At 62.7% G+C, this 23,022-nt stretch carries 22 protein-coding genes; 4 read left to right on the top strand and 18 right to left on the bottom strand.

From position 1 onward, the window contains the following. The first annotated feature begins 75 nt into the window (after window positions 1-75). Window positions 76-1,224 (top strand): lipocalin-like domain-containing protein, encoded by a 1,149-nt coding sequence (locus ACW73L_RS02615; RefSeq protein WP_498919790.1) that lies wholly within the window; start codon window positions 76-78, stop codon window positions 1,222-1,224. Window positions 1,225-1,853: 629 nt separating this feature from the next. On the opposite strand, the gene ACW73L_RS02610 is transcribed toward ACW73L_RS02615, so the two are convergent. The 5 genes from ACW73L_RS02610 to ACW73L_RS02590 all read right to left on the bottom strand — a co-directional run bounded on the left by ACW73L_RS02610 (window position 1,854) and on the right by ACW73L_RS02590 (window position 4,393). Then, window positions 1,854-2,399 (bottom strand): Uma2 family endonuclease, encoded by a 546-nt coding sequence (locus tag ACW73L_RS02610; RefSeq protein WP_498919789.1) that lies wholly within the window; start codon window positions 2,397-2,399, stop codon window positions 1,854-1,856. 822 nt (window positions 2,400-3,221) lie between these two features. Further along, window positions 3,222-3,605, bottom strand: coding sequence for a HEPN domain-containing protein (locus ACW73L_RS02605; RefSeq protein ID WP_498919788.1), 384 nt, complete (start codon window positions 3,603-3,605; stop codon window positions 3,222-3,224). Beyond that, window positions 3,602-3,913: a nucleotidyltransferase family protein gene (locus tag ACW73L_RS02600; protein WP_498919786.1), complete on the bottom strand. Its 312-nt coding sequence runs from the start codon at window positions 3,911-3,913 to the stop codon at window positions 3,602-3,604. Before ACW73L_RS02600 ends, ACW73L_RS02605 begins: the two co-directional genes overlap by 4 nt. 43 nt (window positions 3,914-3,956) lie before the next feature. Then, window positions 3,957-4,106 carry a hypothetical protein gene (locus tag ACW73L_RS02595; protein WP_498919785.1) on the bottom strand — a complete coding sequence of 50 codons (150 nt, stop codon included), beginning with the start codon at window positions 4,104-4,106 and terminating at the stop codon, window positions 3,957-3,959. Further along, window positions 4,103-4,393 carry a nucleotidyltransferase family protein gene (locus tag ACW73L_RS02590; RefSeq protein WP_498919784.1) on the bottom strand — a complete coding sequence of 97 codons (291 nt, stop codon included), beginning with the start codon at window positions 4,391-4,393 and terminating at the stop codon, window positions 4,103-4,105. Before ACW73L_RS02590 ends, ACW73L_RS02595 begins: the two co-directional genes overlap by 4 nt. Window positions 4,394-4,627: 234 nt before the next feature. On the opposite strand from ACW73L_RS02590, the gene ACW73L_RS02585 reads away from it, so the two are divergent. Beyond that, on the top strand, window positions 4,628-5,776 hold the full coding sequence (locus tag ACW73L_RS02585; RefSeq protein WP_498919783.1) for a lipocalin-like domain-containing protein: 1,149 nt from the start codon (window positions 4,628-4,630) through the stop codon (window positions 5,774-5,776). A gap of 475 nt (window positions 5,777-6,251) precedes the next feature. Here ACW73L_RS02585 and ACW73L_RS02580 read toward each other — a convergent pair whose 3' ends face one another. From ACW73L_RS02580 to ACW73L_RS02540, 9 genes are all read right to left on the bottom strand, one after another. After that, window positions 6,252-6,605 (bottom strand): DUF5615 family PIN-like protein, encoded by a 354-nt coding sequence (locus ACW73L_RS02580; RefSeq protein ID WP_139556650.1) that lies wholly within the window; start codon window positions 6,603-6,605, stop codon window positions 6,252-6,254. Next, entirely contained in the window at window positions 6,602-6,832 is a 231-nt protein-coding gene (locus tag ACW73L_RS02575; protein WP_139556649.1) for a DUF433 domain-containing protein, read from the bottom strand. Before ACW73L_RS02575 ends, ACW73L_RS02580 begins: the two co-directional genes overlap by 4 nt. 230 nt (window positions 6,833-7,062) lie before the next feature. Beyond that, the gene (locus tag ACW73L_RS02570) at window positions 7,063-8,010 is read right to left on the bottom strand and encodes a DUF4351 domain-containing protein (protein ID WP_498919781.1); all 948 of its coding nucleotides are present in this window, start codon (window positions 8,008-8,010) and stop codon (window positions 7,063-7,065) included. A gap of 220 nt (window positions 8,011-8,230) precedes the next feature. Next, window positions 8,231-8,635 carry a HEPN domain-containing protein gene (locus ACW73L_RS02565; RefSeq protein WP_498919779.1) on the bottom strand — a complete coding sequence of 135 codons (405 nt, stop codon included), beginning with the start codon at window positions 8,633-8,635 and terminating at the stop codon, window positions 8,231-8,233. Continuing rightward, window positions 8,619-8,960 carry a nucleotidyltransferase domain-containing protein gene (locus tag ACW73L_RS02560; protein WP_498919778.1) on the bottom strand — a complete coding sequence of 114 codons (342 nt, stop codon included), beginning with the start codon at window positions 8,958-8,960 and terminating at the stop codon, window positions 8,619-8,621. The genes ACW73L_RS02565 and ACW73L_RS02560 overlap by 17 nt, the downstream gene beginning before the upstream one ends. Window positions 8,961-9,225: 265 nt before the next feature. Beyond that, on the bottom strand, window positions 9,226-10,149 hold the full coding sequence (locus ACW73L_RS02555) for an Rpn family recombination-promoting nuclease/putative transposase (RefSeq protein WP_498919777.1): 924 nt from the start codon (window positions 10,147-10,149) through the stop codon (window positions 9,226-9,228). Between the two features lie 720 nt (window positions 10,150-10,869). After that, complete coding sequence (locus ACW73L_RS02550; RefSeq protein ID WP_498919775.1) at window positions 10,870-11,214, bottom strand: HepT-like ribonuclease domain-containing protein; 345 nt, start codon at window positions 11,212-11,214, stop codon at window positions 10,870-10,872. Beyond that, the gene (locus tag ACW73L_RS02545; protein ID WP_498919774.1) at window positions 11,204-11,512 is read right to left on the bottom strand and encodes a nucleotidyltransferase family protein; all 309 of its coding nucleotides are present in this window, start codon (window positions 11,510-11,512) and stop codon (window positions 11,204-11,206) included. The genes ACW73L_RS02550 and ACW73L_RS02545 overlap by 11 nt, the downstream gene beginning before the upstream one ends. A gap of 968 nt (window positions 11,513-12,480) precedes the next feature. After that, window positions 12,481-13,791, bottom strand: coding sequence for an MraY family glycosyltransferase (locus ACW73L_RS02540; protein WP_498919773.1), 1,311 nt, complete (start codon window positions 13,789-13,791; stop codon window positions 12,481-12,483). 268 nt (window positions 13,792-14,059) lie between these two features. Here ACW73L_RS02540 and ACW73L_RS02535 point away from each other — a divergent pair, with 268 nt between their 5' ends. Both ACW73L_RS02535 and ACW73L_RS02530 read left to right on the top strand, forming a co-directional pair. Continuing rightward, the gene (locus tag ACW73L_RS02535) at window positions 14,060-14,683 is read left to right on the top strand and encodes a response regulator (protein ID WP_498919772.1); all 624 of its coding nucleotides are present in this window, start codon (window positions 14,060-14,062) and stop codon (window positions 14,681-14,683) included. Between the two features lie 258 nt (window positions 14,684-14,941). Then, on the top strand, window positions 14,942-16,174 hold the full coding sequence (locus ACW73L_RS02530; RefSeq protein WP_498919771.1) for an OmpA family protein: 1,233 nt from the start codon (window positions 14,942-14,944) through the stop codon (window positions 16,172-16,174). Window positions 16,175-16,581: 407 nt separating this feature from the next. Here the strand turns inward: ACW73L_RS02530 and ACW73L_RS02525 are convergent, their stop codons facing one another. The 4 genes from ACW73L_RS02525 to ACW73L_RS02510 all read right to left on the bottom strand — a co-directional run bounded on the left by ACW73L_RS02525 (window position 16,582) and on the right by ACW73L_RS02510 (window position 22,989). Further along, window positions 16,582-18,039, bottom strand: coding sequence for an efflux transporter outer membrane subunit (locus tag ACW73L_RS02525; RefSeq protein WP_498919770.1), 1,458 nt, complete (start codon window positions 18,037-18,039; stop codon window positions 16,582-16,584). A 2-nt stretch (window positions 18,040-18,041) separates the two neighbouring features. Next, entirely contained in the window at window positions 18,042-21,173 is a 3,132-nt protein-coding gene (locus ACW73L_RS02520) for an efflux RND transporter permease subunit (RefSeq protein WP_498919769.1), read from the bottom strand. A gap of 15 nt (window positions 21,174-21,188) precedes the next feature. Further along, a complete protein-coding gene (locus ACW73L_RS02515; RefSeq protein ID WP_498919768.1) occupies window positions 21,189-22,343 on the bottom strand; it encodes an efflux RND transporter periplasmic adaptor subunit in 1,155 nt (384 codons plus the stop codon). Between the two features lie 91 nt (window positions 22,344-22,434). After that, window positions 22,435-22,989, bottom strand: coding sequence for a hypothetical protein (locus ACW73L_RS02510; RefSeq protein WP_498919767.1), 555 nt, complete (start codon window positions 22,987-22,989; stop codon window positions 22,435-22,437). Window positions 22,990-23,022: the final 33 nt, after the last annotated feature.

Genomic DNA, 23,022 nt, shown 5'->3' with positions numbered 1-23,022 from the left:
CCGACGATGCGGGGGCGGCGGCGAGTGAGGTGTCCTTCGGCCCCTGCCATGACGTGATCTCTTCGCACTCACCCGATGACAGAAAAGCTCGCAGGACCACCCTCCTCTACGCGCCACGGCAAGCGGCGGCGCTCGTCGTCGAAGCGGCGGCAGCGCATCAAGAGGTGGCGTCAGATTGGCTCCTGGGTGCTGCTGGTGCTGCTGTTCCTGCTGCTGCTGCGCTGGCTCGGTGGCTATCGGCCGGCGCCGGCGGTGTATTCCAGTCACAGTCAGCATCAGGCCTTGGTGCAACTGCCGCGGGATGACGCGCCGCACGATGATTACATGGAGTGGTGGTACTACAACGGGCACCTGAAGGCGGACGATGGGCGGGAGTTCAGCTTTCATTATGTATTCTTCGTCGTCAATTCGGCCGTGGGCTATACGGTGGCGCATGTCGCGCTGACCGATCATCAGACGCTGAAGCGCTACAGCTTCCAGAAGGAGACAACCGGCAATCCGTCCTTCGGCACGCTGGATCGCTTCGGCTTCGTGCTGGGCGACCTGGCGATGGCCGGCGGGGGCGGCAAGGACACGCTGAAGGCGAAGACGCGGGATTTCGCGTTCGAGCTGAAGCTCGAAAACAGCGCCCCGGCGGTGCTGCAGGGCGGCACCGGATTGCTCGATTTCCATCAGGGGGGAACCAGCTACTACTACACGCGGCCGCGGATGAAGGTGTTGGGGACGCTGTCGCTGCGCGGCAAGCCGGTCGCCGTGACGGGGGAAAGCTGGTTCGACCATCAGTGGGGGGACTTTCACCCCCCCAGCCTCACCTGGAATTGGTTCGCGCTGCAGCTGGACGACGGGGCGGACATCATGCTGTATCAGTTGACCGACGGGTCGTCGGCGCTGCCGATGTTCTCCGGGACGTATACGCGGAACGGGCGGACGGAGGTGCTGCACGAGCCGGAGGTGAGCCTGTCGTCGACGACTACGTGGATCAGTCCGGCGACCGCCATCCCCTACCCCATCGCCTGGCATGTGCGGATACCGAAGCATGGGATCGACGTGAAGGTCGTTCCGGTCATGCAGAATGCCGAGGTGGATTCACGCCAGACCACGCATACCATTTATTGGGAAGGCGCCGTTAAGGTGGCGGGCAGCCATACCGGCAAGGGCTTTTTGGAGGTCAATCCGACGCAGGAAAAGAAGGCGCCGACGAAGGGGCCGGCGGACGCGCGGTGAGGGGGATGGTTGGGAGTGGTGCGGGAGGAGTGATTGCCCCCCCTGTAGGAGCCGAGCCCTCTCGGCGAATCGCCATCCGGCCAGGGCATTCATCGGTTCGCCCGGAGGGCCGGGCTCCTACAGGAAATGCGTAGGCTCTGCCAGGGGCCTTGGATTCCCGCTCGCGCGGGAATGACGGGGTTGGGAGGCGGAGTTCGGGCCGGCGCATGGCCGCGCTGCGGAGCCGCACCCGCCCTGTAGGAGCCGAGCCCTCTCGGCGAATTGCCATTCGGCCAGGGCATCGGTCGGTTCGCCCGGAGGGCCGGGCTCCTACAGGAAATGCGTAGGCTCTGCCAGAGCCGTGGATTCCCGCCTGCGCGGGAATGATGGGGCTGGGGGCTGCGGGAACGTGGGCCTCGGCGAATGGCAGTCCGGCCGCGGCATCGGTCGATTCGCCCGGAGGGCCGGGCTCCTACGGGGGATCCTGAAACACGGCATCTAGCCTATCGGCATCGAGGATGTGGTCGAGCTCCGTAGGGGCACCGTGAATTGCCCCTACATGAGCATGGCCTTAAGCACTTCACCTATCGGTTACTTACGCGAACGATAGGTTCAGCCATGGTCATGGGACTGGGTTGTTACCGAGGCACTTATGAAAGCCAAATTTTCGCGAAATCAAAGGGCATCGTGCAGGGTCCCAAGTCAAACTCAACACTTTCCTCGCCGGCGTCCAGCATTTTGATATAGCGCCCTGCATGCCACCGATAGACCTTGGCGAGATTTTCCTCAGGGTCGACGATCACGTAGTAACGCACGCCTTCGTGTTCATAGAGATTGAATTTGGTGGTTCGGTCTTTGTGTGCCGTCGCCTTCGAGAGGATCTCGAAAATCACGACGGGTGCTTTCGTTAGATAATTCGTGTTCGCCAACTCCCCGCAAACGACCAAATTATCGGGCTGGACGATGGTAGCTTCATCGATCTTCCAGTCTACCGGGAGGAGAGCCCGGCACTCCGGGCAGTCTGACAAGGCCGTTTCTAGCTGGCTGGCGATGTGTTGGCTGATCGACTGATGGGCGATACTGGGCGATGGGCTCATGGCATAGGCAATGCCGTAGATCAGTTCCCATTTGCCCGTCCATTCCGCATAGTCGTCATACGTATAATGCGGAAGATCTTCCAGACTGGGTTTGCTCATGAAGTCGCCTTAGGATGGGTATGGCTTGCACGGGCCCTCGCGTGCCTTCGGCTGGTCAGAAGCGTCGCGTTGCCGAGGTGTCGGGCAGTTGACCAAGCGTTGCCTGCCTACCTCATTATCCCACAGCGCCACCGCGAGTGTTCTTGGCATTGTTACGCAACAACACCCCATCATCCGACAGACGTTTCAAGGTCGCGACGGTCGAACGGAACAGGTGCCGGTTTCTGCCCAGGGAGAAGCGCAATCTGTCGGTCCGTTGCGCGCAGGCCGCTATAGCGGCCCGAAGCATTTCAAGATCCTGACTCACAGGGATATTTCTTTCCTCGCGATCACGAGAGTGATCTTTTCCGGTAAGTGCGGCGTCTTGATCAGAAGGTCCACGCGCCCTCGACTCATATAACCAGAGGCGTCGGAGGTGCGGCGGTGAGTTGGGCGCCCGAAAGGGGGCGCTCTCGGGAGCGCGGAGGCGTTGTTTCGTGCGCACGGCGTACGCCACCCCGGATCATCGCGTAGCGCGCGTTGCGCGCACGGAATTATGGGTGCGTGTTGCGAAGCAATCCGTGATCTTTTTCCGTAGGGGCAATTCGTGAATTGCCCCTACATGATCGCGGTCCGCTCATTGCCGTATCGCGCCGCCTTTTCGCGCGCGGCGCATGCGCGTCCGGCCAGGGCATTGGTCGGTTCGCCCGGAGGGCCGGGCTCCTACAGGAAATGCGTAGGCTCTGCCAGGGCCTTGGATTCCCGCTTCCGCGGGAATGACGGGAGAGAGGGTTATGGCAGTGGTCTGGGGCAGCGTTCACGTCCCACTGACCCGCGAAATGTCTATGGCGCTTGCAGCAGATGGGCATGAATCGCCGCGACCACTTGCTGCGCATCGGCTACGTCTTGGGCTGCTTGATCGCGGCCGATTTCGAAAGTCGCATCGTAGTCGCCGAGTTGTCGATCCTCGAATAGACGTGTCACGATCCGTGTGAATGTCTGCGGGAAAATGCCGGTCCGGACAAAATCCCGGTTGAATCGTCCGATCAATTGCGCGTGGCTTGAGAAGCTGTTGTCACGGGCCAGGTGGAGAGCGCTTATCGCATGGAAAACGGCGTAATGGGCCCTTGATGCAGCGTCGCCATGAAGGCTTTCCCTGAGCAATAACTCGGCGGCGAGCAGCTTAGCTTCTGCGGCAGCTATGAGATTTTCGATCTCGGGCGTCATAGCCGCACGGCGTCACGGGCGATGTTGCGCGCAAGCGGGTAGCCTTGGCTGGCCAGCCACTCTTCTTCAGTGCGCAACAAGGTGGCCACCAGCGCGTCGTAGCGGTCGAGGATTTCCACCTGCAGTTCCAGAATCTGGGCGCGTACCTCGGGCGTCTTCTCATCGACAATGACCAAAACGTCATAATCCGACGTTGCGCGGGCATCGCCGCGCGCCCGCGAACCATATAACCAGAGGCCTCGCAGGTGCGGGCGGAGGCGCTGATTCAGCTCGCGCGAGAGTGTTTCGATGATCGCGTCCCGGGACATGCTCGATGCGTCTCGTCAATGGCGAAATGGTTTAAGGCAAAAATCATTTCACTTGCCGAGACAACATGAACGGTATTCTCGGCTGCTGGTCGTTGGTCGAACCTTTCACGCCGACCGGCAAGCGATTGACACGCTCGATCGTATCCAGCATGTCTGCAAGGTAACCCGGTAAGTGCAGGCACTTCTTGGTCATACCGGAATTGCTTCGCGCAGTACCTGGGAGCGAAATTTTTCCGGCAAGGACGCTGGTGTCAGCACGTCGACCGCTACCCCCAAACGCGCCTCAAGCTCGACCTGAATGCGAACGATGTCAAGCAGGGAGGCATCAGCGGAAGGTTCGACGAGAAGATCCAGATCGCTATTCTCCGAATCGCTGCCCTTGAGAAGGGACCCGAATACGCGGGGATTGCTGGGTCGATTGGCAAGAACGACTTGCCGGATGAGTACGCGGTTCGCTTCGAGAACGATGGAGGGTTTCATCGGGGGTGCACCGATAGAGTCAATAGCACAGTAATCATACAGTAGCTCTAACCCATCTATCTCGGATTGGGCAGAGGCGATCGGAATCCACCGTGCGGTCAGGCTGAAACCTGACCTACGAAATGTCTGGCCGAAGAAGCCCGACCTAACATTCTCAAGGCCGCGATGCGGGGGCGGCGGCGAGTGAGGTAGCCTGCTGCCCCTGCCATGACGTGATCTGATCGTACTCACCCGATGACAGAAAAGGTCTCAAGGCCACCCTCCTCTACGCGCCGCGGCAAGCGTCGGCGCTCGTCGTCGAAGCGGCGGCAGCGCATCAAGCGCTGGCGTCAGATTGGCTCGTGGGTGTTGCTGGTGCTGCTGCTCGTGCTGCTGCTGCGCTGGCTGGGCGGCTATCGGCCGGCTCCGGCGGTGTATTCCAGTCACAGTCAGCATCAGGCGCTGGTGCAATTGCCGCGGGATGACGCGCCGCACGATGATTACATGGAGTGGTGGTACTACAACGGCCACCTGAAGGCGGACGACGGGCGTGAGTTCAGCTTTCATTATGTGTTCTTTGTTGTCAATTCGGCCGTGGGCTATACGGTGGCGCATGTCGCGCTGACCGATCATCAGACGTTTAAGCGCTACAGCTTCCAGAAGGAGACGACGGGCAATCCGTCCTTCGGCACGCAGGAGCGGTTCGGCTTCGTGTTGGGTGACCTGGCGATGGCCGGCGGTGGCGGCAAGGACACGCTTAAGGCGAAGACGCGGGATTTCGCGTTCGAGCTAAAGCTGGAGAACAGCGCCCCGGCGGTGCTGCAGGGCGGCACCGGGCTACTCGATTTCCATCAGGGGGGCACCAGCTATTGCTACACGCGGCCGCGGATGAAGGTGTTGGGGACGCTGTCGCTGCGCGGCAAGCCGGTCGCCGTGACGGGGGAAAGCTGGTTCGACCATCAGTGGGGGGACTTTCACCCGCCCAGCCTGACGTGGAATTGGTTTGCGCTGCAACTGGACGACGGTGCGGACATCATGTTGTATCAGCTGACCGACGGGTCGTCGGCGCTGCCGATGTTCTCCGGGACGTATACGCGGAATGGGCGGACGGAGGTGCTGCACGAGCCGGAGGTGAGTCTGTCGTCGACGAATACGTGGATCAGTCCGGCGACCGCCATCCCCTACCCCATCGCTTGGCATGTACGGATACCGAAGCATGGGATCGACGTGAAGGTCGTTCCGGTTATGCAGAATGCCGAGGTGGATTCACGCCAGACCACGCATACCATTTACTGGGAAGGCGCCGTGAAGGTGGCAGGCAGCCATACCGGCAAGGGGTTTTTGGAGGTCAATCCGACGCAGGAAAAGAAAGCGCCGAAGCAGGTGCCGGCGGAAGCGCGGTGAGGGGGCGGTGGTTGTAGGGGTGCGTTCGGGTGCGGGGCGCGCATGGAATCATGGATTCGTGTTGCGAAACAATCCGTCGTCTTCTTCCGCAGGAGCCGAGCCCTCTGGGCGAATCGCCGTCCGGCCAGGGCGTCGGTTGGTTCGCCCGGAGGGCCGGGCTCCTACAGGAAAGCGGATACGGCCAGGGCCTTGGATTCCCGCTTGCGCGGGAATTACGGGGTTGGGGGGTGCGGCAGTCTCGTAGCACGGAATGCTGGGTGCGTGTTGCGAAACAGGCCGTGGTCTTTTTCCGTAGGGGCAATTCATGAATTGCCCCTTACGTGATCGCGGTCCGTTCATTGCCGTGTCGCGCCGCTTTTTGGTGCGCGGCCCATGCGCGTCCGGCCAGGGCATTTGTCGGTTCGCCCGGGGGGCCGGGCTCCTACCGGTAATCATGGAGCACGAGCCCATCAGCTTGCTGGTGTCTTCCGTCGAATCATTGATGAATGATCAATGAATGCCGACCAAGCTCGACATACCGAGCGTGTTCGAACGCTCGTAACACTGCTGGCAAGGCTGCTGAAATCAACCGTCCGAGCTCTGTATTGGAAACATTCCCCACAGCAATCAACAGTAGTCGCTGCGGCGTGTTCCGCAACAGGAAGGATTGGACAAAGTCGTCATCCTTCGTCACCACAATCCGACCGTGTTGATCTGCGAAACGCATGATTTCAGCGTCCGGTGTCCGATTGCCCAAGTCGAGGTCGAGGGTGTGTACTGCATCGTGCCCCTCTTGCCGCAACCAATCGCAGAGACGGCGCGGTAGTTGGGCATCTACCAGAAATCTCATGCGGCTATGCCATTGATACTCTTCACATGCGCTAATCGTGCAGCGTAGGCAAGAACGGCGAGAATATCTTCCCGTTCGAGATCCTCGTAGTCACCCAGAATATCGTCGATGGTCATTCCCCCGGCCAGCCATTCGAGCACGTTTTCGACGGGATAACGTAACCCCCGAATACAAGGCTTGCCATGACAAATGCTGGGGTCTGTCGTAATGCGGTCAATCGTTTGCATCGCGTTATTGCTCCTCGATCAGTGCAACTCAGTCGCCTGGCGTGCGCTGCGCGCAAGGAATGATGGGTGCGTGTTGCGAAACAATCCGTGGTCCTTTTTCGTAGGGGCGATTCATGAATCGCCTCTACATGATCGCGGTCCACACATTGCCGTGTCGCGTCATATTTTCGTGCGCGGCGCATGCGTGGCCGCGCCAGGGCATCGGTCGGTTCGCCCGGAGGGCCCGGCTCCTACAGAGGATCCTGAAACACCGCCTCCAGCGTGTCGGCGTCGAGGAGACGATCGGCCCACAGTTCCAGTGTGTCGGTCGAGGCTTCGCTCAGCTTGGCTTCGACCCACTCGGGCAGTGGCCCGAAGCGGCGGATTAGCAACCGGCGCACAATCTGGGCTTCGCCTCGGGGGATACCTTGCTCGATCCCTTGCTCGATCCCTTGCTCTTGGCCGATCAAGATCCCCTTTTTGATCCCAAGTTGTTCGCCTTCCGCTCGGTAATGTTGTGCAAAGCCCATGAGTTCACCTCGTTCGTTGACGTAGGTCGCCCGGTAGCGGGCCTGTTCCTCGTCGGTCAAGTTGGCATAGTAATCGATGAAGTCGACGTATTTCGAGCGCCGGTTCGGATCGCTCTCGAGTTGGATCAACCCGATCTGCGCTGCGGCGTACACGTCCAGTCTCGCTTCGGCCGAATGGGCCATGGTCGGGAGCGCCAAGCGCACGACCAGGTTGTCGCTGTCCTGGTAATCGACCGCCGGCAGTGCATAAAGCTCGCAGGCGAGGTAGTGAAAGTCGAGATAGGTAGCGCGGTGTCCGCCGAGGCATAAACGATCCGGCCGGGAACCTGATCGCAGAAAGATCACTACGGGGACCACCCGCTCCGTGTCGAGCAGTTCCGCCAAATCGAGGCAGTAGTGCGCCAACCGGTGGATGGAGAAGCGGCCCGTCTCCGTCTCTTCTTCGATCACGAACAACAGCCCCTCGCGGCGTCCATCGGGCCACTCGACGAGCAGCGGGGTGTCCAGTTCGCGGAAGCGCTCACCCAGGCGTTCCTGCAGTTGCTCCTGACGCAGCGGCACAATGCGCGCCCGAGCCAGCGCGTCCCGGTCCACTTCCCCGGCCGCAAAGAAGGCCAACGCTTCCTTCGGATAGTCCAGGATCAGGTTCTTGAAGTTCTGATCGTGCATGCGCCCACCGGGGCCGGTGATGGGTCAGGTCATTTGCAGTCAGCGCCTAACCCTGGCGCGGCCGCGCCGTAGGCAGCGCCGTTGCAATGACGGAGCCGCACCCGCCCTGAGGCGCCGAGCCCTCTGAGCGAATGTGCATCCGGCCAGGGCATCGGTCGGTTCGCCCGGAGGGACGGGCTCCTACAGGTACGGGTTCATGTTTCGAAGGGTTCCGCGGTCATCAAGTTCGGTAGCCTTCCTGTTTCAGTATCGCCTTACTTCGCTGGAACAGGGATAAAGCAAACCTATGGAAAACAGCCACCTCGGCTATCGTCGGTTTACCTTCCGGCAAGAGGCCATAGGGGCCGGGATAGCGTGCGTCGAGAAACAAACCTTCCAGGCCGTTGACAAGATCTGACTCTGATTCTGCCAACTGAATGCAGCAAAGCTCGAAAAGACGTGTCAAGGAATGAACCTTTGGAACCGGTTGCCCACGGTACTCCATAATGGCCTTGAGGCATTTCTCTATCGCCTGCTGCGCATGAAATGCAGCGAGATGGCTCAATCGCTCATCTTCGAGGATACGACTAATCAGAAGCAGATCATCGCTTGCTGAAGCAAGCCATCCCTCAATGACTTGATTCATAGAGCACAACCCCTTTGTGCATGATATCGCGCGCAAATGAACTATTCAGTTCGACAAAGCGTTTGTGCATCGCCTCGGAATGCGCAATCAGATCCGTCGGATGCTGACGCATGAAATCACGCAACTGCCGCGCTACTTTGAGGTATATCGCGTTTTTTTCACTCCAGCTGACTGGCAGGTAAGCGTCATCCGTGACGACGTAGAGATCGATATCGCTATCGGGCGTAGCCGTGCCAGTGGCATGTGAGCCAAAGAGCACGATCATTCGCGGCGATATCGTCATCAGCCGAGAGATAATCTCGTCCTTCAGTTCTTGGGGAATCACGTGTTGAGACCGCACGACTGCCCTGCACCTGGGCCTTGACACGGGCATTCTACAACGTTTCAGGTTAAGGAAGAGGAACCTTCCCAAGACGCTGGCCGAACCTTTGTCGGCTAATTTCTGGATTCCCGCCTCCACGGGAATGGCGGGGTTCGGGCCGGCGCAGGGTCGCGCTGGCGGAGCCGCACCCGCCCTGGAGGAGCCGAGCCCTCTCGGCGAATGAGCATCCGTCCAGGGCATTGGTCGGTTCGCCCGGAGGGCCGGGCTCCTACAGAGGATCGTGAAACACGGCATCCAGCGTGTCGGCGTCGAGGAGACGATCGGCCCACCGTTCGAGGGTCTCGGTCTTGGCCTGGGTCAGCTTCGCCTCCGCCCAGTCGGGCAGCGCACCGAAGCGCCGGGTCATCAGACGCCGGAGCAGTTGGGTGGCTTCTTCCTGCCGACCTTCCTGCCGGCCCTCCTGCCGACCCTCCTGCCGACCCTCCTGCCGGCCTTCCGCTCGGTAGTATTGTGCGAATCCCATGATCTCACCTCGTTCGTTGACGTAGGTTGCCCGGTAGCGGGCCTGTTCCTCGTCGCTCAAGTTGGCATAGTAATCGATGAAGTCGACGTATTTCGAGCGCCGGTTCGGATCGCTCTCGAGTTGGATCAACCCGATCTGCGCTGCGGCGTAGACGTCCAGTCTCGCTTCGGCCGAATGGGCCATGGTCGGCAGCGCCAAGCGCACGACCAGGTTGTCGCTGTCCTGGTAATCGACTGCCGGCAGTGCATAAAGGTCGCAGGTGAGGTAGCGAAAGTCGAGATAGGTGGCGCGGTGTCCGCCGAGGCGTAAACGATCCGGCCGGGAACCTGCTCGCAGAAAGATCACTACGGGGACCACCCGCTCCGTGTCGAGCAGTTCCGCCAAGTCGAGGCAGTAGTGCGCCAACCGGTGGATGGAGAAGCGGCCCGTCTCCGTCTCTTCTTCGATCACGAACAACAGCCCCTCGCGGCGCCCATCGGGCCACTCGACGAGCAACGGAGTGTCCAGTTCGCGGAAGCGCTCACCCAGGCGTTCCTGCAGTTGCTCCTGACGCAGCGGCACAATGCGCGCCCGAGCCAGCGCCTCCCGGTCCACTTCCCCGGCCGCAAAGAAGGCCAACGCTTCCTTCGGATAGTCCAGGATCAGGTTCTTGAAGTTCTGATCGTGCATGCGTCCTGCGGGCCCTCGGTGCGTCACGTCATCTGCCATCAGAGCCTAACCCCGGCGCAGCCGTCCCGCAAGCAGCGCCGGCGCAATGACGGAGCCGCACACCCACCCTGGAGGAGCCGAGCCCTCTCGGAGAATTGCCATTCGGCCGCGGTATTGGTCGGTTCGCCCGGAGGGCCGGGCTCCTACCGGAAATGCGTAGGTTCTGCTAGGGCGTTGGATTCCCGCTTCTGCGGGAATGACGGGGCTGAGGGTTGCGGCAGTCTCGTAGCGTGCGCTGCGCGCACGGAATGATGGGTGCGTGTTGCGAAACAAGCCGTGGTCTTTTTCTGTAGGAGCCGAGCCCTCTCGGCGAATTGCCATCCGGCCGCGGCATTGGTCGGTTCGCCCGGAGGGCCGGGCTCCTACAAGAAATGCCAGAGACGGCCAAGGCCTTGGATTCCCGCTTATGCGGGAATGACGGGGGGCGGGGCTGCAGGAGAACGAGGGCCTCGGCGAATGAGCATCAGGCCAGGGCATTGGTCGGTTCGCCCGGAGCATGCCGTTGTTCGTGCGCACGGCGAGCGCTAACCCAGGTCATCCCGTAGCGCGCGCTGCGAGCACGAATGGGCTCAGAAATCGTCCGTTGCGGTAGCCCCGTTTGGTATCCGGCGTCGGTGCGCGGATTTTGGCAGATCGCCGCCGAATGGGATTGGGGGCGTCCGCTGCGGACATCCGCCAGATTCAACCCAGTTGCTTTAAAAGTTCGGCGCATTCGCGACGGAGGACTGGTGCGTCACGATCGGCAATGGCCCAGACCACTGCGTGGTTGACGTTGGCGTACTCGTGCGCCAAACGGTTGCGGAAGTCTATGATACGGCGGGCGTGTGCGATCGAGGTGAACAACTCGGGGGCACTCCGAGACAGCGCCGACAAGGCCTCGCCAATAATCGTGAATTCGCGTTTCACAGCCGAGCGAATCAAGCGGCTATTGCGGTAGGCATCAAGATCGACGCCTTGAAGGTCTGCCGCGATCGCGTCGCAAGCCTCGACGATATCCAGAAGATAAGCCCTTGCATCACGCCGCATAGACGATTTGCCGGGTGCGCTGGATCTCGGCCGCGATGTAGGGGTTCTCCACGGCATCTGCCATGACCAGATCGACTGGGGCGGCGAGGATAGAGCGCAGGGAATCCAGCAAGTCGAAATAAGCGTCTGCCAGTTGGTGAGGACTCATCGGACCGAATTCGACCAGCAGATCGACATCGCTGTCGCCGGCCCGAAAATCCCCCCGGAGCGCGGATCCGAAAAGGTACATCCGCGCCACACCCGACCGTCGGCAGGCCTCGGCTATGGCTTCTCGCTGGTGTTTAGGCAAGTGAATCACGGCTTTCTCCGTTCCGTCCGCATTCTATCCCGCATTCCGCTGCGCTGCATGCAGGCGACGGTCTTGCTGCCGGTCAGAGGATCGAGGCCTCAGCGTGCGCACGACCTCCCCGCGTCCCTCCCGGTGATCGGCCGGGGAGTCTCTCCCTTGCAGAGAAAGAAATCGAAATATAGGGGGCAATTCATGAATTGCCCCTACATGATCGCGGCCCGCTGACTGCGGTATCGCGCCGCCTTTTGGTGCGCGGCCCATGCGCGTCCGGCCGCGGCATCGGTCGGTTCGCCCGGAGGGCCGGGCTCCTACAGGAAATGCCATATACGGCCAGGGCCCTGGACTCCCGCTTGCGCGGGAATGACGGCGCTGGGAGGCGGGGTTCGGGCCGGTGCACGGTCGCGCTGCCGGAGCCGCACCCGCCCTGTAGGAGCCGAGCCCTCTCGGCGAATGAGCATCCGGCCAGGGCATAGGTTGGTTCGCCCGGAGGGCCGGGCTCCTACAGTAAATGCGCGGATAGGGCCGGGGCCGTGGATTCCCGCTTCCGCGGGAATGACGGCGTAGGGCGGGGTTCTGGCTGGCGCACTGTCGCGCTGCCGGAGCCGCACCCGCCCAGTAGGAGCCGAGCCCTCTCGGCGAATGAGCATCCGGCCGCGGCATCGGCCGGTTCGCCCGGAGGGCCGGGCTCCTACAAGAAAATGCGCGGATAGGGCCGGGGCTTTGGATTCCCGCTTCCGCGGGAATGACGGCGCTGGGAGGCGGGGTTCGGGCTCTCGCACCGTCGCGCTGCCGGAGCCGCACCCTCTCGGCGAATGAGCATCCGGCCAGGGCATAGGTTGGTTCGCCCGGAGGGCCGGGCTCCTACCGGGGATTCTGATACACGGGCGCCAGCGACACGGCGTCGCGGTTGCGGTCAGGGGCGGGAGGGGCACCATTGAAGTGCCCCTTATCTAAGCGCGGGTCGCTGGGCAGGAGGTTCAGCGCGGGTTCGGGTGTCCGTCGTCGCAAGCGGTAGCGAGCTCGCAACCATTGATCACGGCCTTCGGGCACTCCGAAACATCGCGTCCGCAATACCCGATGAATGGTGACCGTGGTGTCAGGGTCCAGAACACCAACGCGACGGCGATGAAGCTGTAGGTCAGTGCTGGCTCGGGGACGCGGAAGTGAGCACCCAGGACCCCGACGGCGCAGAACACGATGTTGACGGCGACCAGCGTACAGGTCGTCGCGGAAGGCGTCATTCCGTGGGCTAGCAGGATGTGATGCAGGTGGTCACGGGCACCGGAAAACGGGCTGACACCCCGCTTCAGCGGGCGTTGAATCATCAACCTCAGCGTATCGATGACAGGCAGGCCGAGAATCCACAATACCGCTGCCGGCGGCAGCGCCTTTTGCTCACCCTGACTCAAGCTGATGGCATACCACGCGAGACAGATCCCAAGGATCATGCTACCGCTATCGCCCAAGAAGGCCTGCGCCCGCGCATTGAACGGATGACGCGAATTCACGACCAGAAAACCCACCACGGCCGCGATGATCACGGGCAGTTCGGGCGGGAAAGCGCCGGTCGACAGCCAGGCCGCCAACAGCAGAGCCGTTAGACTGCTCACAACGTGGGCAGCCGCCAGACCATCGACGCCGTCCGCCATGTTGATGGCGTTGACCAGGCCCACGCCGCAGATGATCGTGAAGACCAGACTGCCGGCGGCACCCAGTTCGATGGAGCCGAAGCCGAAAAGGTTGCCCAGATCGGTCACGCCATGGCCGGCGATATAAACCATCGCCACCAGGATGGCGGTCATGGCGCCCAGCCGCATTCTTGCCGAGAGCCCGCGCCGGTCGTCCACCGCCCCGACCAGGCCGGTCACCACCAGAAACGGCAGGATCGTCGCTGGCCACCAGCCGCTGAGCATCACGATTGCCGCTGCAAACAGGATCGCGGGCCCGCCGGTCAGTGGCGTCACGCAATCGTGAGCCTTACGCCCCTGGGGCTTATCGACGAGGCCGAGTGCCGCAGCCGGCAATTCCAGCAACCAGACCAGGGTCACGGTCAACAGCAGCGCCGTGACGCAGGAAGTCCACAGGGGGTGAGACAGAACCGTGAGTGAAACCAGCAGGACGTTGAGTGCCAACAAGCAGGCAGTGCGTTGCGCGGGAGCACTGTCGACCTTGAGTCGGTACTGCGGCACGGTCGGCCTGAAACGCGGCGAGCGACCGAGACGCCATTCATGCCCCGAGAGCAGACGGGGCCGTTTCGAAGCAGAAATCAGCGACTTCAAATACGACATAGCGGCAAAAACTCCATTCCGCCTTATCCCGCGCGCAGTATACGGTTAACTCGATTTGGGCACCATTCGCATGATGATGCGTAGGCAGGTTCCTACGACTTGTAGTGCATGCCCCTACAGCCCGAGTTCCCGATCCCGACGCGGCTGCGTCGCCGTCGCTAGCCTAGAATGCCTAGTCGTGCTATTAATGTGCGGTCTGTCTCGCGTCACTTAGACCCTTTACCGGATGAGCGCCATCGCGACTCACGAATCCGCCCGCGTTCGCACGGTGATCGTCGAAGACGATCCCGTCATTTCTCGCTTTATTCAGCATTGCATCTCCCGGCATCAACGGGCCGAGTTCGTCGGCGCGTTCGCCTGCCTGCACGATCTGCTGCGCACAACCGATATCAGTCCCGATCTTCTTTTGCTCGATCTCGGTCTGCCGGACATCGCAGGCCTCAACTCGATCCCGTTGCTCAGGGCCCGGTTCGCCGAAGCGAGAGTGGTAGTGATCACGGGAAGCCAAGGGGAAGGCACGGTGCTCGGTGCGCTGCGCGAAGGCGCCTCGGGCTACATCGTGAAGACCGGCAGTTCGCGTGATGTTGCCGACAACGTCGACCGTGTACTCGACGGCGATACCGTGATCTCGCGCCCAGCGCTCGATACGCTGCTGAATGCGATCCGCTCCGAGACATCCGATCTGAATCAGCTGACGAACCGTGAACGGGAGGCGCTGCTGCTGCTGCGATCCGGACAGTCTTACAAGCAAGCCGCCCACACGATGGGTGTCAGCATCAACACCCTGCGCACGCATGTGCGGACGCTATACCGCAAGCTCGGCGTTCGTTCAATCGTCGAAGCGTCCACCAAGACGCAAGGCGGCGTGGTCGAGCCCGCCACGCGCAGCTGAGCCCGCTGGTGCGGCCTACCTCACGCCCGCCCGGCCCGCAACCATCATCCTCCCGGTCATCCCTCACGGCTTGTTAGCCATTCGGGCTTCTGGCATGCTAGGACCCGATGGTTGCGAAATTACATCTTTTTTGCTCTTTTCAGCAACACGACAGACTCGAGAACCCGAAGCCTTCGTGAGCGGAACCGCCCTCCGAGCCGCTCCGAGACGTTACGTACGAATCACCCAGTTATTGCGACGCGAAACAAGGAGTCTTACATGAGGAAAAGTGCCCTGATTACATCCGCCCTGCTCAGTGCGCTGGCCACCGGGCCAGTCGCAGCGCAGAGCGCTGCCGATGCAACCGGCATGAGCCCGGCCGACGAAACGATGGTGGCCGACCCGATGGCAACGGGAACCGAAGCGACCCCGGCCGCCTCCGATACCGCTGCGGCGGCGATGACCTCGACCTACACCTGTCCGGATGGCACCTCGGTCGCCACGGCCGATGCCCAGTGTGCCGACGACCGCTGGTACCTCGCCCCCTTCGCAACCTTCATGCAGCCCGGCGGCGACCGCAAGGCGTTCGGTGCCTGGGGTGGCGGCATGGGCATCGGCAAGGTCATCAACGAATGGTTGAATCTGGAAATCCGCGGGTTCTGGATGAACTATTCCAATAACCGACCGGGGGTCGGCGGCCAGACCGACGTCACGGGCGGATCGGCCGACGCGTTGTTCTTCTTCGACCGCGACGTCTTTTCGCCGTATGCGGTGGCCAGCCTGGGCGCGAACAACACCAGCTATCGCACGGCGTTCGGCACCGGCAACACCCAGCCGATGTTCCAGTGGCAGTTCGGCGTCGGCGCCACATATGAATTGGCCGACAACTTCCTGCTCCGCAGCGACGTGCGCTACCAGGGCATGTTCCAGAACGGTAACACCATTGCGCAAGGCGGCAATTACAACGCCTCGGTGCTCAACGATCTGGTCGTGAACGCGGGCTTCGTGATCCCGCTGGGCGAGAAGCCGGTACCGGTGGCGGCGGCAGCGCCGGCGGCGGTTGACGACTGCTCGACGAAGGATTCGGACGGCGACGGCGTCAACGACTGCGACGACAAGTGCCCGGGCACGATGAAGGGCGCCAAGGTCGACGAGTACGGCTGCTTGGTCCGCATCGAACTGCGCGGTGTGAACTTCCACTACGACTCGGCGGAACTGACCGAGACGGCGAAGGGCATCCTGGACGAAGTGTCGACCGGTCTGATCGCCTCGGGCGAGACCAAGGACATCGAAGTGCAGGGCCACACCAGCACCGAGGGTACCGACCAGTACAACATGAAGCTGTCGCAGCGTCGTGCGGCCTCGGTGGTCGACTACCTGAAGATGAAGGGTGTGCCGAACAACCTGTATCCGAAGGGCTACGGCGAGATGTACCCGAAGGTATCGCCGGACCGCACCGAGGAAGAGCGTTCGGTTAACCGTCGCGTGGAACTGGTCTGGATGGGCGAATAACGCCTGACCGATCAGGACAGAAACAGGCCCACGGGAGGGCCCGGACGAACCCGCCGCTTGGCGGGTTTGTCTTTTCTGGGGCGGTCACACGTGTGTTTCCCCCCGAAGCTGGCACATTGCACACTCTTCCAGTCAAGCGCACTCGCACAAATTGACGATTCCCCGCGGCTCAAGGGTTTTGTAGCCTTGTGTTCGTGTAACGCCGCATCCCCCCCAAATCTTCTGCTATTCGCCGCCTCGATTAGTGGAAGGCGCGTGCGTTACACACTACCTGCCCCACACTCGCGCGTTTTCGATTCCCCGCATTTACACTGCCTCGCCGTGATTGCGTGCGCATGGCGCACGCTACCCGATGCCCAACTCTAGCGTGCGCTGTGCGCACGGACCGCACAATCCGGCAGCGGTTTTCAAGGAACGATCTGGGCTTCGGCCGGGCGCGGGTTGTAGGTCTTGTCCCTGGCCTTGACGATCCAGCCACCGCCCATGGCGCGATACAACTGGATCGTGGCGACGAAGGTCTCGCGCTGCGCGAACAGCAGGTCGATCTGGGCTTCGTAGAGTTGCCGCAGCGAGTCCAGCACGGTGATGAAGTCGGTATAGCCTTCGTCATAGCGCAACTTCGCCAGCCGATAATACTGATCGACCGAAGCCACTCGCTGAGACTGGTGGTCGCGCCGCTCTTTCGCCTTACGGCTGTCGACCAACGCATTCTCGAACTCCCGGAAGGCATTGACGATCGCCTGTCGATAGGTGGCAACCGTCTGACGCTGCACCGCCTCGGCCGCCTGCACCTCGCCCGCGAGGCGCCCGGCGGTGAAGATCGGCAGCAGGGCGTTCGAACCGACGGTCCAGAAGTTCGCATTGGGCGACATGATGTTGCCGAGGTCCTGGCTGACCTGCCCAATGTCGCCGGTCAGGAAGATGCGCGGGAAGAACAGGCCGCGCGCGACGCCGATGCGGGCGTTCGCGGCAATCAGGGCCTGCTCGGCCTGGCGGATGTCGGGACGGCGCTCCAACAGATCCGATGGCAGACCGGCCGGCACGGCGGGCATCTTCAGTTCGTCCAGCGTCAGCCCGCGGATGATCGTGCCCGGATTCTCGCCGAGCAACACCTTGAGGGCGTGTTCGGTCTCGGCGATGGTCTGCTCGACCAGCGGCAGGTTGGCACTCCGGCGCTCGAGTTCCGAGCGCACCTGCTCGACCTCGAGCTGCGACGTGAAACCCTCCCGGAACCGGGCCTCGGCAATGCGCAACTGTTCACGGAGGATCTCCATGATCTCCAGCGTGATCTCGCGGTTCTTGTCCAGTTCGCGCAGCACGATGTAGGTCTGCGCCACCTGACTGACCAGCGTCAGGATCACGCCCTGCTCGAAGGCTTCCTGCGCCAGCAGGTCGGCCCGCGCGGCTTCCTTGGTCCGGCGCAGCTTGCCCCAGATGTCGATCTCCCATTCCATCGTCGCGGCGAGCTGGCCGATGTTCGTATCCGGAATGCCTCCGAACAAGGCCGGATCGACACCGAACTGACCGGCGGAAATCTGCTGCCGGCGATAAGCCGCCTGGCCGTAAATCTGCGGGAACAGGACGGAGCGGGCCGATCCGTACAAACCCATGAACTGATCGACCCGGGCCGCGGCGACCTGCAGATCGAGGTTGCCGCGCAGGGCGCGTTCGATCAGGGCGTCGAGCCGGCGATCGCCCAGTTGCTCCCACCAGGCCGTGTTCGTGACATCCTTCACTTCCTTGACCCCGAAACGCCATTTCGCCGGCACGGCTTTGGGCAGAGGCTCGTAATCCGGCCCCACCTTCCAGGAGCAGCCGGCGGCCAACAGGCCGGCCATCAGGAAAAAGACGAGACTGGCGCGCACCATCAACCGTTCTTGGCAGCCGAGCCCTGGGCGCGCTGGCGCAGCCGCTCGACGAGGGTGAACGACACCGGAATCAGGAACACGGCGATGAACGAGGCCGCGATCAGGCCGCCGAGAACCGCAAAGCCCATCGCCTGCCGCGCCAGCGCACCCGCTCCCGACGCGAGACACAGCGGCAGGAAGCCCAGAATGCTGGCGAGACTGGTCATCAGAATGGGCCGCAGCCGGAGCCGCGCCGCCTCCAGCGCCGCGTCGACCAGGGGCTTGCCCTGCTCAACCCCGGACTTCGCGAACTCGACGATCAGGATCGCGTTCTTAGCGGCGAGGCCGATCAGCATCACCAGCGCGATCTGCGCATAGATGTTGTTCTCGTAACGCCCGACCATCAGCGCGAAGAACGCCCCGAAGACCGCGATCGGCGTCCCCAGCAACACGCTGAAGGGCAGGCTCCAGCTCTCGTACTGCGCGGCCAGGATCAGGAACACGGCCAACAACGAAAACGCGAAGATGGCCAAGGGCGAAATCCCCTGCTGCGCCTTCTTCTCCTGGTAACTCATGCCGAGATAGTCGTAGCCCATCTCCTGCTTCGGCATCGTCTCGGCGAAGACCTCTTCCAGCGCCCGCATCGCCTGCAGCGAGCTGTAACCGGGGCTCGCGGCCGCGTTGATCTGCGCGCTGCGATACAGGTTGTAGCGCATCGTGAATTCCGGCCCGAGCGTGTTCCGCACGCTGGTCAGAGCCGCCAGCGGGACCATGCCCCCTTCCCTGCTGCGCACGTAGAACTGGCCCAGCTGGTTGGCATCGGTGCGGAATTCGCCCTCGGCCTGCACATAAATCTGCCATTGCCGGCCGAAGCGGTTGAAATAATTGACGAAGCCGCTGCCCATGAAACATTGGAGGGTCTGATAGACGTCGGCGAGGTTGACGCCGCGCGTCAGCACTTTGTCACGGTCGACGTCGACGAAGGCCTGCGGGATCGTTGGCAGGAAGGTCGTGCTGACCGAAGCGAGCTCCGACCGCTGGCGCGCCGCTTCGAGGAAGCGCTGCACGTTGTCGGACAGGAAGGCCAGGTCTCGGCCGGCGCGGTCCTGCAACAGGAAGGTCACGCCGCCGGAAGTGCCGATGCCGGGGATGGCCGGGGGCGAAAATGCGAAGCCGATCGCCTGGCTCAGCTGCCGCATCCGGCCGTTGATGCGCATCTTGATCGCCTCGTACTGCTCCTCGGGCGCGGTACGCTCCTCCCAGTCCTTCAGCGCGATGAAGAAGAAGGCGCTGTAGGTATTGGTGACCTGGCTCAGCATGTTGTAGCCGATCACCGACGAATAACTTTCGACGCCGGGCGTCTCGGCCAGGATGTTCTCGACCTGCCGCACCACATCGTCCGTCCGCTGCAGCGACGCCGCGTTCGGGAGTTGGATGCCGGCGAACAGATAGCCCTGGTCCTCCTCCGGCAAGAACCCGGTCGGCAGGCCCTTCCCGATCAGGCCGGACAGCGCCGCGATGCCAAGCAGCAGCAACACGCTGATCAGGCTCTTGCGGATCAGAAACCCGCATACGCCGACATACCCGTTGGTCGCAATGCCGAAGGCGCGGTTGAACGCATCGTAGAAGCGCTGCATCAGCCCGGCATGCTGCCGCGGGCGCAGCAGCAGGGCCGACAGCGCCGGACTCAAGGTCAGCGCGTTGAAGGTCGAGATCATCACCGACACGCCGACGGTGACCGCGAATTGCTGGTACAGGCTGCCCGAGATGCCCGGGATGAAGGCCGTCGGCAGGAATACCGCGATCAGCACGAGGCTGGTGGCCACGACGGGGCCCGAGACTTCGGCCATCGCCTTCAGCGTCGCCTCGCGCGGGGACAGCCCCTGTTCGATCTGATGCTCGACCGCCTCGACCACGACGATGGCATCATCGACCACCAGACCAATCGCCAGCACCAGCCCCAGCAGCGACAGCGTGTTGATCGAGAAACCCAGCATCGGGAACAGCAGGAAGGTGCCGATCAACGACACCGGCACCGCCAGCAACGGGATCAGCGTCGCGCGCCAGCCCTGCAGGAACAGGAACACCACCAGGATCACGAGGATCAGCGCCTCGTACAGCGTCTGCACGATCTCTTCCATGCCGGCGGTCACGGCCAGCGTCGTGTCCAGCGCGACCATGTAGTCGAGGTCGGCCGGGAAGCGCTGCTTCAGCTCGCTCATCAGCTGTTTCGCCCCGTTTGCCGCATCCAGCGCGTTCGAACCCGGCTGCTGGTACAGGGCCACCAGCGCGGCCGGCTTCCCGTTCAAGCGGCCGCGCATGTCGTAGGTTTGCGCGCCCAGTTCGATGCGGCCGACATCCCTGATACGGACCAATGATCCGCTGGGGTTCGCGCGCAGCACGATATTGCCGAATTCCTCCTCGGTCACGAGCCGCCCCTGCGCGCGCACCGCGTAGGTGAATTCCTGGCCGGGCGGCACCGGTTCACCGCCGATCCGGCCAGCCGGATTGACGGTGTTCTGGGCGTCGATCGCGGCCATGATCTCGGGAATCGTGATGTTCAGCTTTGCCAGTTGATCCGGTTTGACCCAGATCCGCATCGCGTATTGCCCGGCGCCGAACACCGTGACGCTGGCAATGCCCTGAATGCGGGTCATCTGGTCGTTGATGTTGATGTATGCGTAGTTCGCCAGGAAGACGCTGTCGTAGGTGCCATTCGGCGAGTACAACGCGAACATCAGCAGCGGCGAGGCGGTCGATTTCTCGACCTTGATGCCGAAGTTCCTGACTTCGACCGGCAACTGCGATTCGGCCTGCGATTTCCGCATCTGGCTCAGGATCAGGCCGGTGTCCGGGTCCGAATCGACGTCGAAATTGACGCGCAGCGTGGCCTGCCCGTTGTTGGCGTTGACCGAGTACATGTAATTCATGTTGTCGACGCCGGACATCTGCTGCTCGATCGGCGTCGCGACCGACTGCTCGACGGTGACGGCATCCGCACCCGTGAAGGTGGTCGAGATCTGGACCTCGGGCGGAACGATGTCGGGATACTGGGAGATGGGCAGCCCGGCCATTGCGACGAGGCCGAGCAACACCAGGAAGATCGACAGGACGATCGCGACTGTCGGCCGGTTGACGAAGAATTGCGCCATGGCTGGCGGCGCGCCCTAGCCTGGCCGGGACGCCCCGGAGACCGGGGGGGGAGTTTCCGGGGGCGCTTGATAGGGCTGCGGCTGGACGGGCATTCCCGGCCTCACCTTCTGGATGCCTTCGACGATGACGCGCTCGCCCGAGCGCAGCCCCTCGTCGATCACCCACTGCGATCCGACGCGCTCACCGGTTCGCACCTTGCGAAATTCCACCGTGCTGTCCGGTTTCACGACGGCCAGCTGCGCCATGCCTTGCAGCTCGGTCACAGCGCGCTGCGGTACGAGCACGGCCGCGGGCTGGATGCGGGTCATGGCACGCACCCGCGCGAACTGGCCCGGCCGCAGCAGATTCCCGGGGTTCGGAAACAGCGTTGCGAGCAGGATCGCGCCCGTCCGGGAATCGACCTGCCGATCGGCGAAATAGACTTGGCCGCGTTCGGAATGCAGCGAGTTGTCGGCCAGGATCAGCTCCATCCCGGTGCCGCGACCATCCGAACCGCTCGGGTTCGCGCGGTTGAACGCGAGATACTCCTGCTCGCTGATCGAGATATACACGCGGATCGGGTTGACCTTTGACACGGTCGTCAGCACGGCATCGCCGGTACCGGGTCCGACCAGATTCCCGAGCTGGGCTTTCGAAATGCCGGCGATGCCGTCGATCGGCGAGACGATGCGCGTGAATGCGAGGTCGAGTTGCGCCTTCTGCAGGCTCGCCTTGGCCGTCAGCACGTCCGCCGCGGCCGTGGACTCGCGACCCACCGCCGCGTCGCGATCCCGCACGCTGACGGCATTCTGGGGCAACAGCCGGCGGATGCGCTCCAGTTCCAGCCGCGCCGTGGTCAGTTCGGCTTCCTCGCGGGCCAGGGAACTCTTGGCCGCGTCCACGGCGGCCTGAAAGGTCCGCGGATCGATTTCGTAGAGCAACTGGCCCTTCCGAACTAGATCGCCCTCGCGATAGTTCTGCTTGACCAGATAACCGGTGACCTGAGCACGAATCTCGGCGTTGACCATACCATCCAGCGTACCTACCCACTCGCGGTAGATCGGCACGTCGCGCTGCGTGGCCGCGACCACCTCGACGGCCGGCGGCGCAGGCTGCGGAGGCGGCTTATCCGCAGCCTGGTCGCACGCGGCCAGCAGCAGGGGCACACACAGGCCCAGCCTTCGGAGCATGGACGGGAGGCCCCGCGGTCGCTGCCGATCCGGCAACGACCCCGGCAGAGTATGGCGAGGTGACTTGGGGCGACGAACGCTCGGCACGGCCTCAGCGCGGCTCGGACGTGATTTCGTCACCGATGGTCAGCGAGGTCTCCCAAGTCGGGAGAAAACCACCGCGTGGCTTGAAGTAGCGCATGACGACCTGGGTCGACTTGCCCGGCTGAGTGAAGGTGGTCGCGGCACCGGTTTGCCCGCGGGTCTCGGCCTTGGACCACGGCGCCGTCAGGCAACCGGCAATCAAGCCGGCATTTTTCTCGTACGTGGCCCGGGCCTCGGCCTCCGATCCGTCGGGCCAGGTGCAGGCATAATTCGTGCGGCCGCCGACCCATTCGAACACATCGCACTGGGAATCCGGGAACACCGGCCGCGTTTCCCATTTCGTCATGCCGGAAAACGGGCTGATCGTCGGCGTCGTCTTGAACTTGCGGAAGCGGGTTTCCGACTGCGCGACGACATCCTTCAGGGAAGCGCACAGCTCGGCGGTCGTCGGCGGCGGGGCCGATTTTTGGGAGGCGCACCCGGATAAGAGCAAAGAGCCCGCCAGCCCGATCGCGACAGCGGGAAACGTCAGACGAGCGCCGGAGGTTCGAACGAATTGCATGATGGATCCTTGTAATCGATTCTTGCGGCCCGA

The sequence above is a fragment of the Methylolobus aquaticus genome, from assembly GCF_054172105.1.
This window is presented reverse-complemented; position numbering and strand designations above follow the sequence as displayed.

Excerpts from the sequence above, each read along its gene's own strand:
- ACW73L_RS02590 (WP_498919784.1), bottom strand. The coding sequence starts at position 4,393 with ATGAAACCCTCCATCGTTCTCGAAGCGAACCGCGTACTCATCCGGCAA.
- ACW73L_RS02540 (WP_498919773.1), bottom strand. The coding sequence starts at position 13,791 with ATGTCGTATTTGAAGTCGCTGATTTCTGCTTCGAAACGGCCCCGTCTG.
- ACW73L_RS02575 (WP_139556649.1), bottom strand. The coding sequence starts at position 6,832 with ATGCAAACGATTGACCGCATTACGACAGACCCCAGCATTTGTCATGGC.
- ACW73L_RS02595 (WP_498919785.1), bottom strand. The coding sequence starts at position 4,106 with ATGACCAAGAAGTGCCTGCACTTACCGGGTTACCTTGCAGACATGCTG.
- ACW73L_RS02615 (WP_498919790.1), top strand. The coding sequence starts at position 76 with ATGACAGAAAAGCTCGCAGGACCACCCTCCTCTACGCGCCACGGCAAG.
- ACW73L_RS02510 (WP_498919767.1), bottom strand. The coding sequence starts at position 22,989 with ATGCAATTCGTTCGAACCTCCGGCGCTCGTCTGACGTTTCCCGCTGTC.
- ACW73L_RS02530 (WP_498919771.1), top strand. The coding sequence starts at position 14,942 with ATGAGGAAAAGTGCCCTGATTACATCCGCCCTGCTCAGTGCGCTGGCC.
- ACW73L_RS02580 (WP_139556650.1), bottom strand. The coding sequence starts at position 6,605 with ATGAGATTTCTGGTAGATGCCCAACTACCGCGCCGTCTCTGCGATTGG.
- ACW73L_RS02565 (WP_498919779.1), bottom strand. The coding sequence starts at position 8,635 with ATGAATCAAGTCATTGAGGGATGGCTTGCTTCAGCAAGCGATGATCTG.
- ACW73L_RS02610 (WP_498919789.1), bottom strand. The coding sequence starts at position 2,399 with ATGAGCAAACCCAGTCTGGAAGATCTTCCGCATTATACGTATGACGAC.
- ACW73L_RS02550 (WP_498919775.1), bottom strand. The coding sequence starts at position 11,214 with ATGCGGCGTGATGCAAGGGCTTATCTTCTGGATATCGTCGAGGCTTGC.
- ACW73L_RS02555 (WP_498919777.1), bottom strand. The coding sequence starts at position 10,149 with ATGCACGATCAGAACTTCAAGAACCTGATCCTGGACTATCCGAAGGAA.
- ACW73L_RS02605 (WP_498919788.1), bottom strand. The coding sequence starts at position 3,605 with ATGACGCCCGAGATCGAAAATCTCATAGCTGCCGCAGAAGCTAAGCTG.
- ACW73L_RS02515 (WP_498919768.1), bottom strand. The coding sequence starts at position 22,343 with ATGCTCCGAAGGCTGGGCCTGTGTGTGCCCCTGCTGCTGGCCGCGTGC.
- ACW73L_RS02585 (WP_498919783.1), top strand. The coding sequence starts at position 4,628 with ATGACAGAAAAGGTCTCAAGGCCACCCTCCTCTACGCGCCGCGGCAAG.
- ACW73L_RS02520 (WP_498919769.1), bottom strand. The coding sequence starts at position 21,173 with ATGGCGCAATTCTTCGTCAACCGGCCGACAGTCGCGATCGTCCTGTCG.
- ACW73L_RS02570 (WP_498919781.1), bottom strand. The coding sequence starts at position 8,010 with ATGCACGATCAGAACTTCAAGAACCTGATCCTGGACTATCCGAAGGAA.
- ACW73L_RS02600 (WP_498919786.1), bottom strand. The coding sequence starts at position 3,913 with ATGTCCCGGGACGCGATCATCGAAACACTCTCGCGCGAGCTGAATCAG.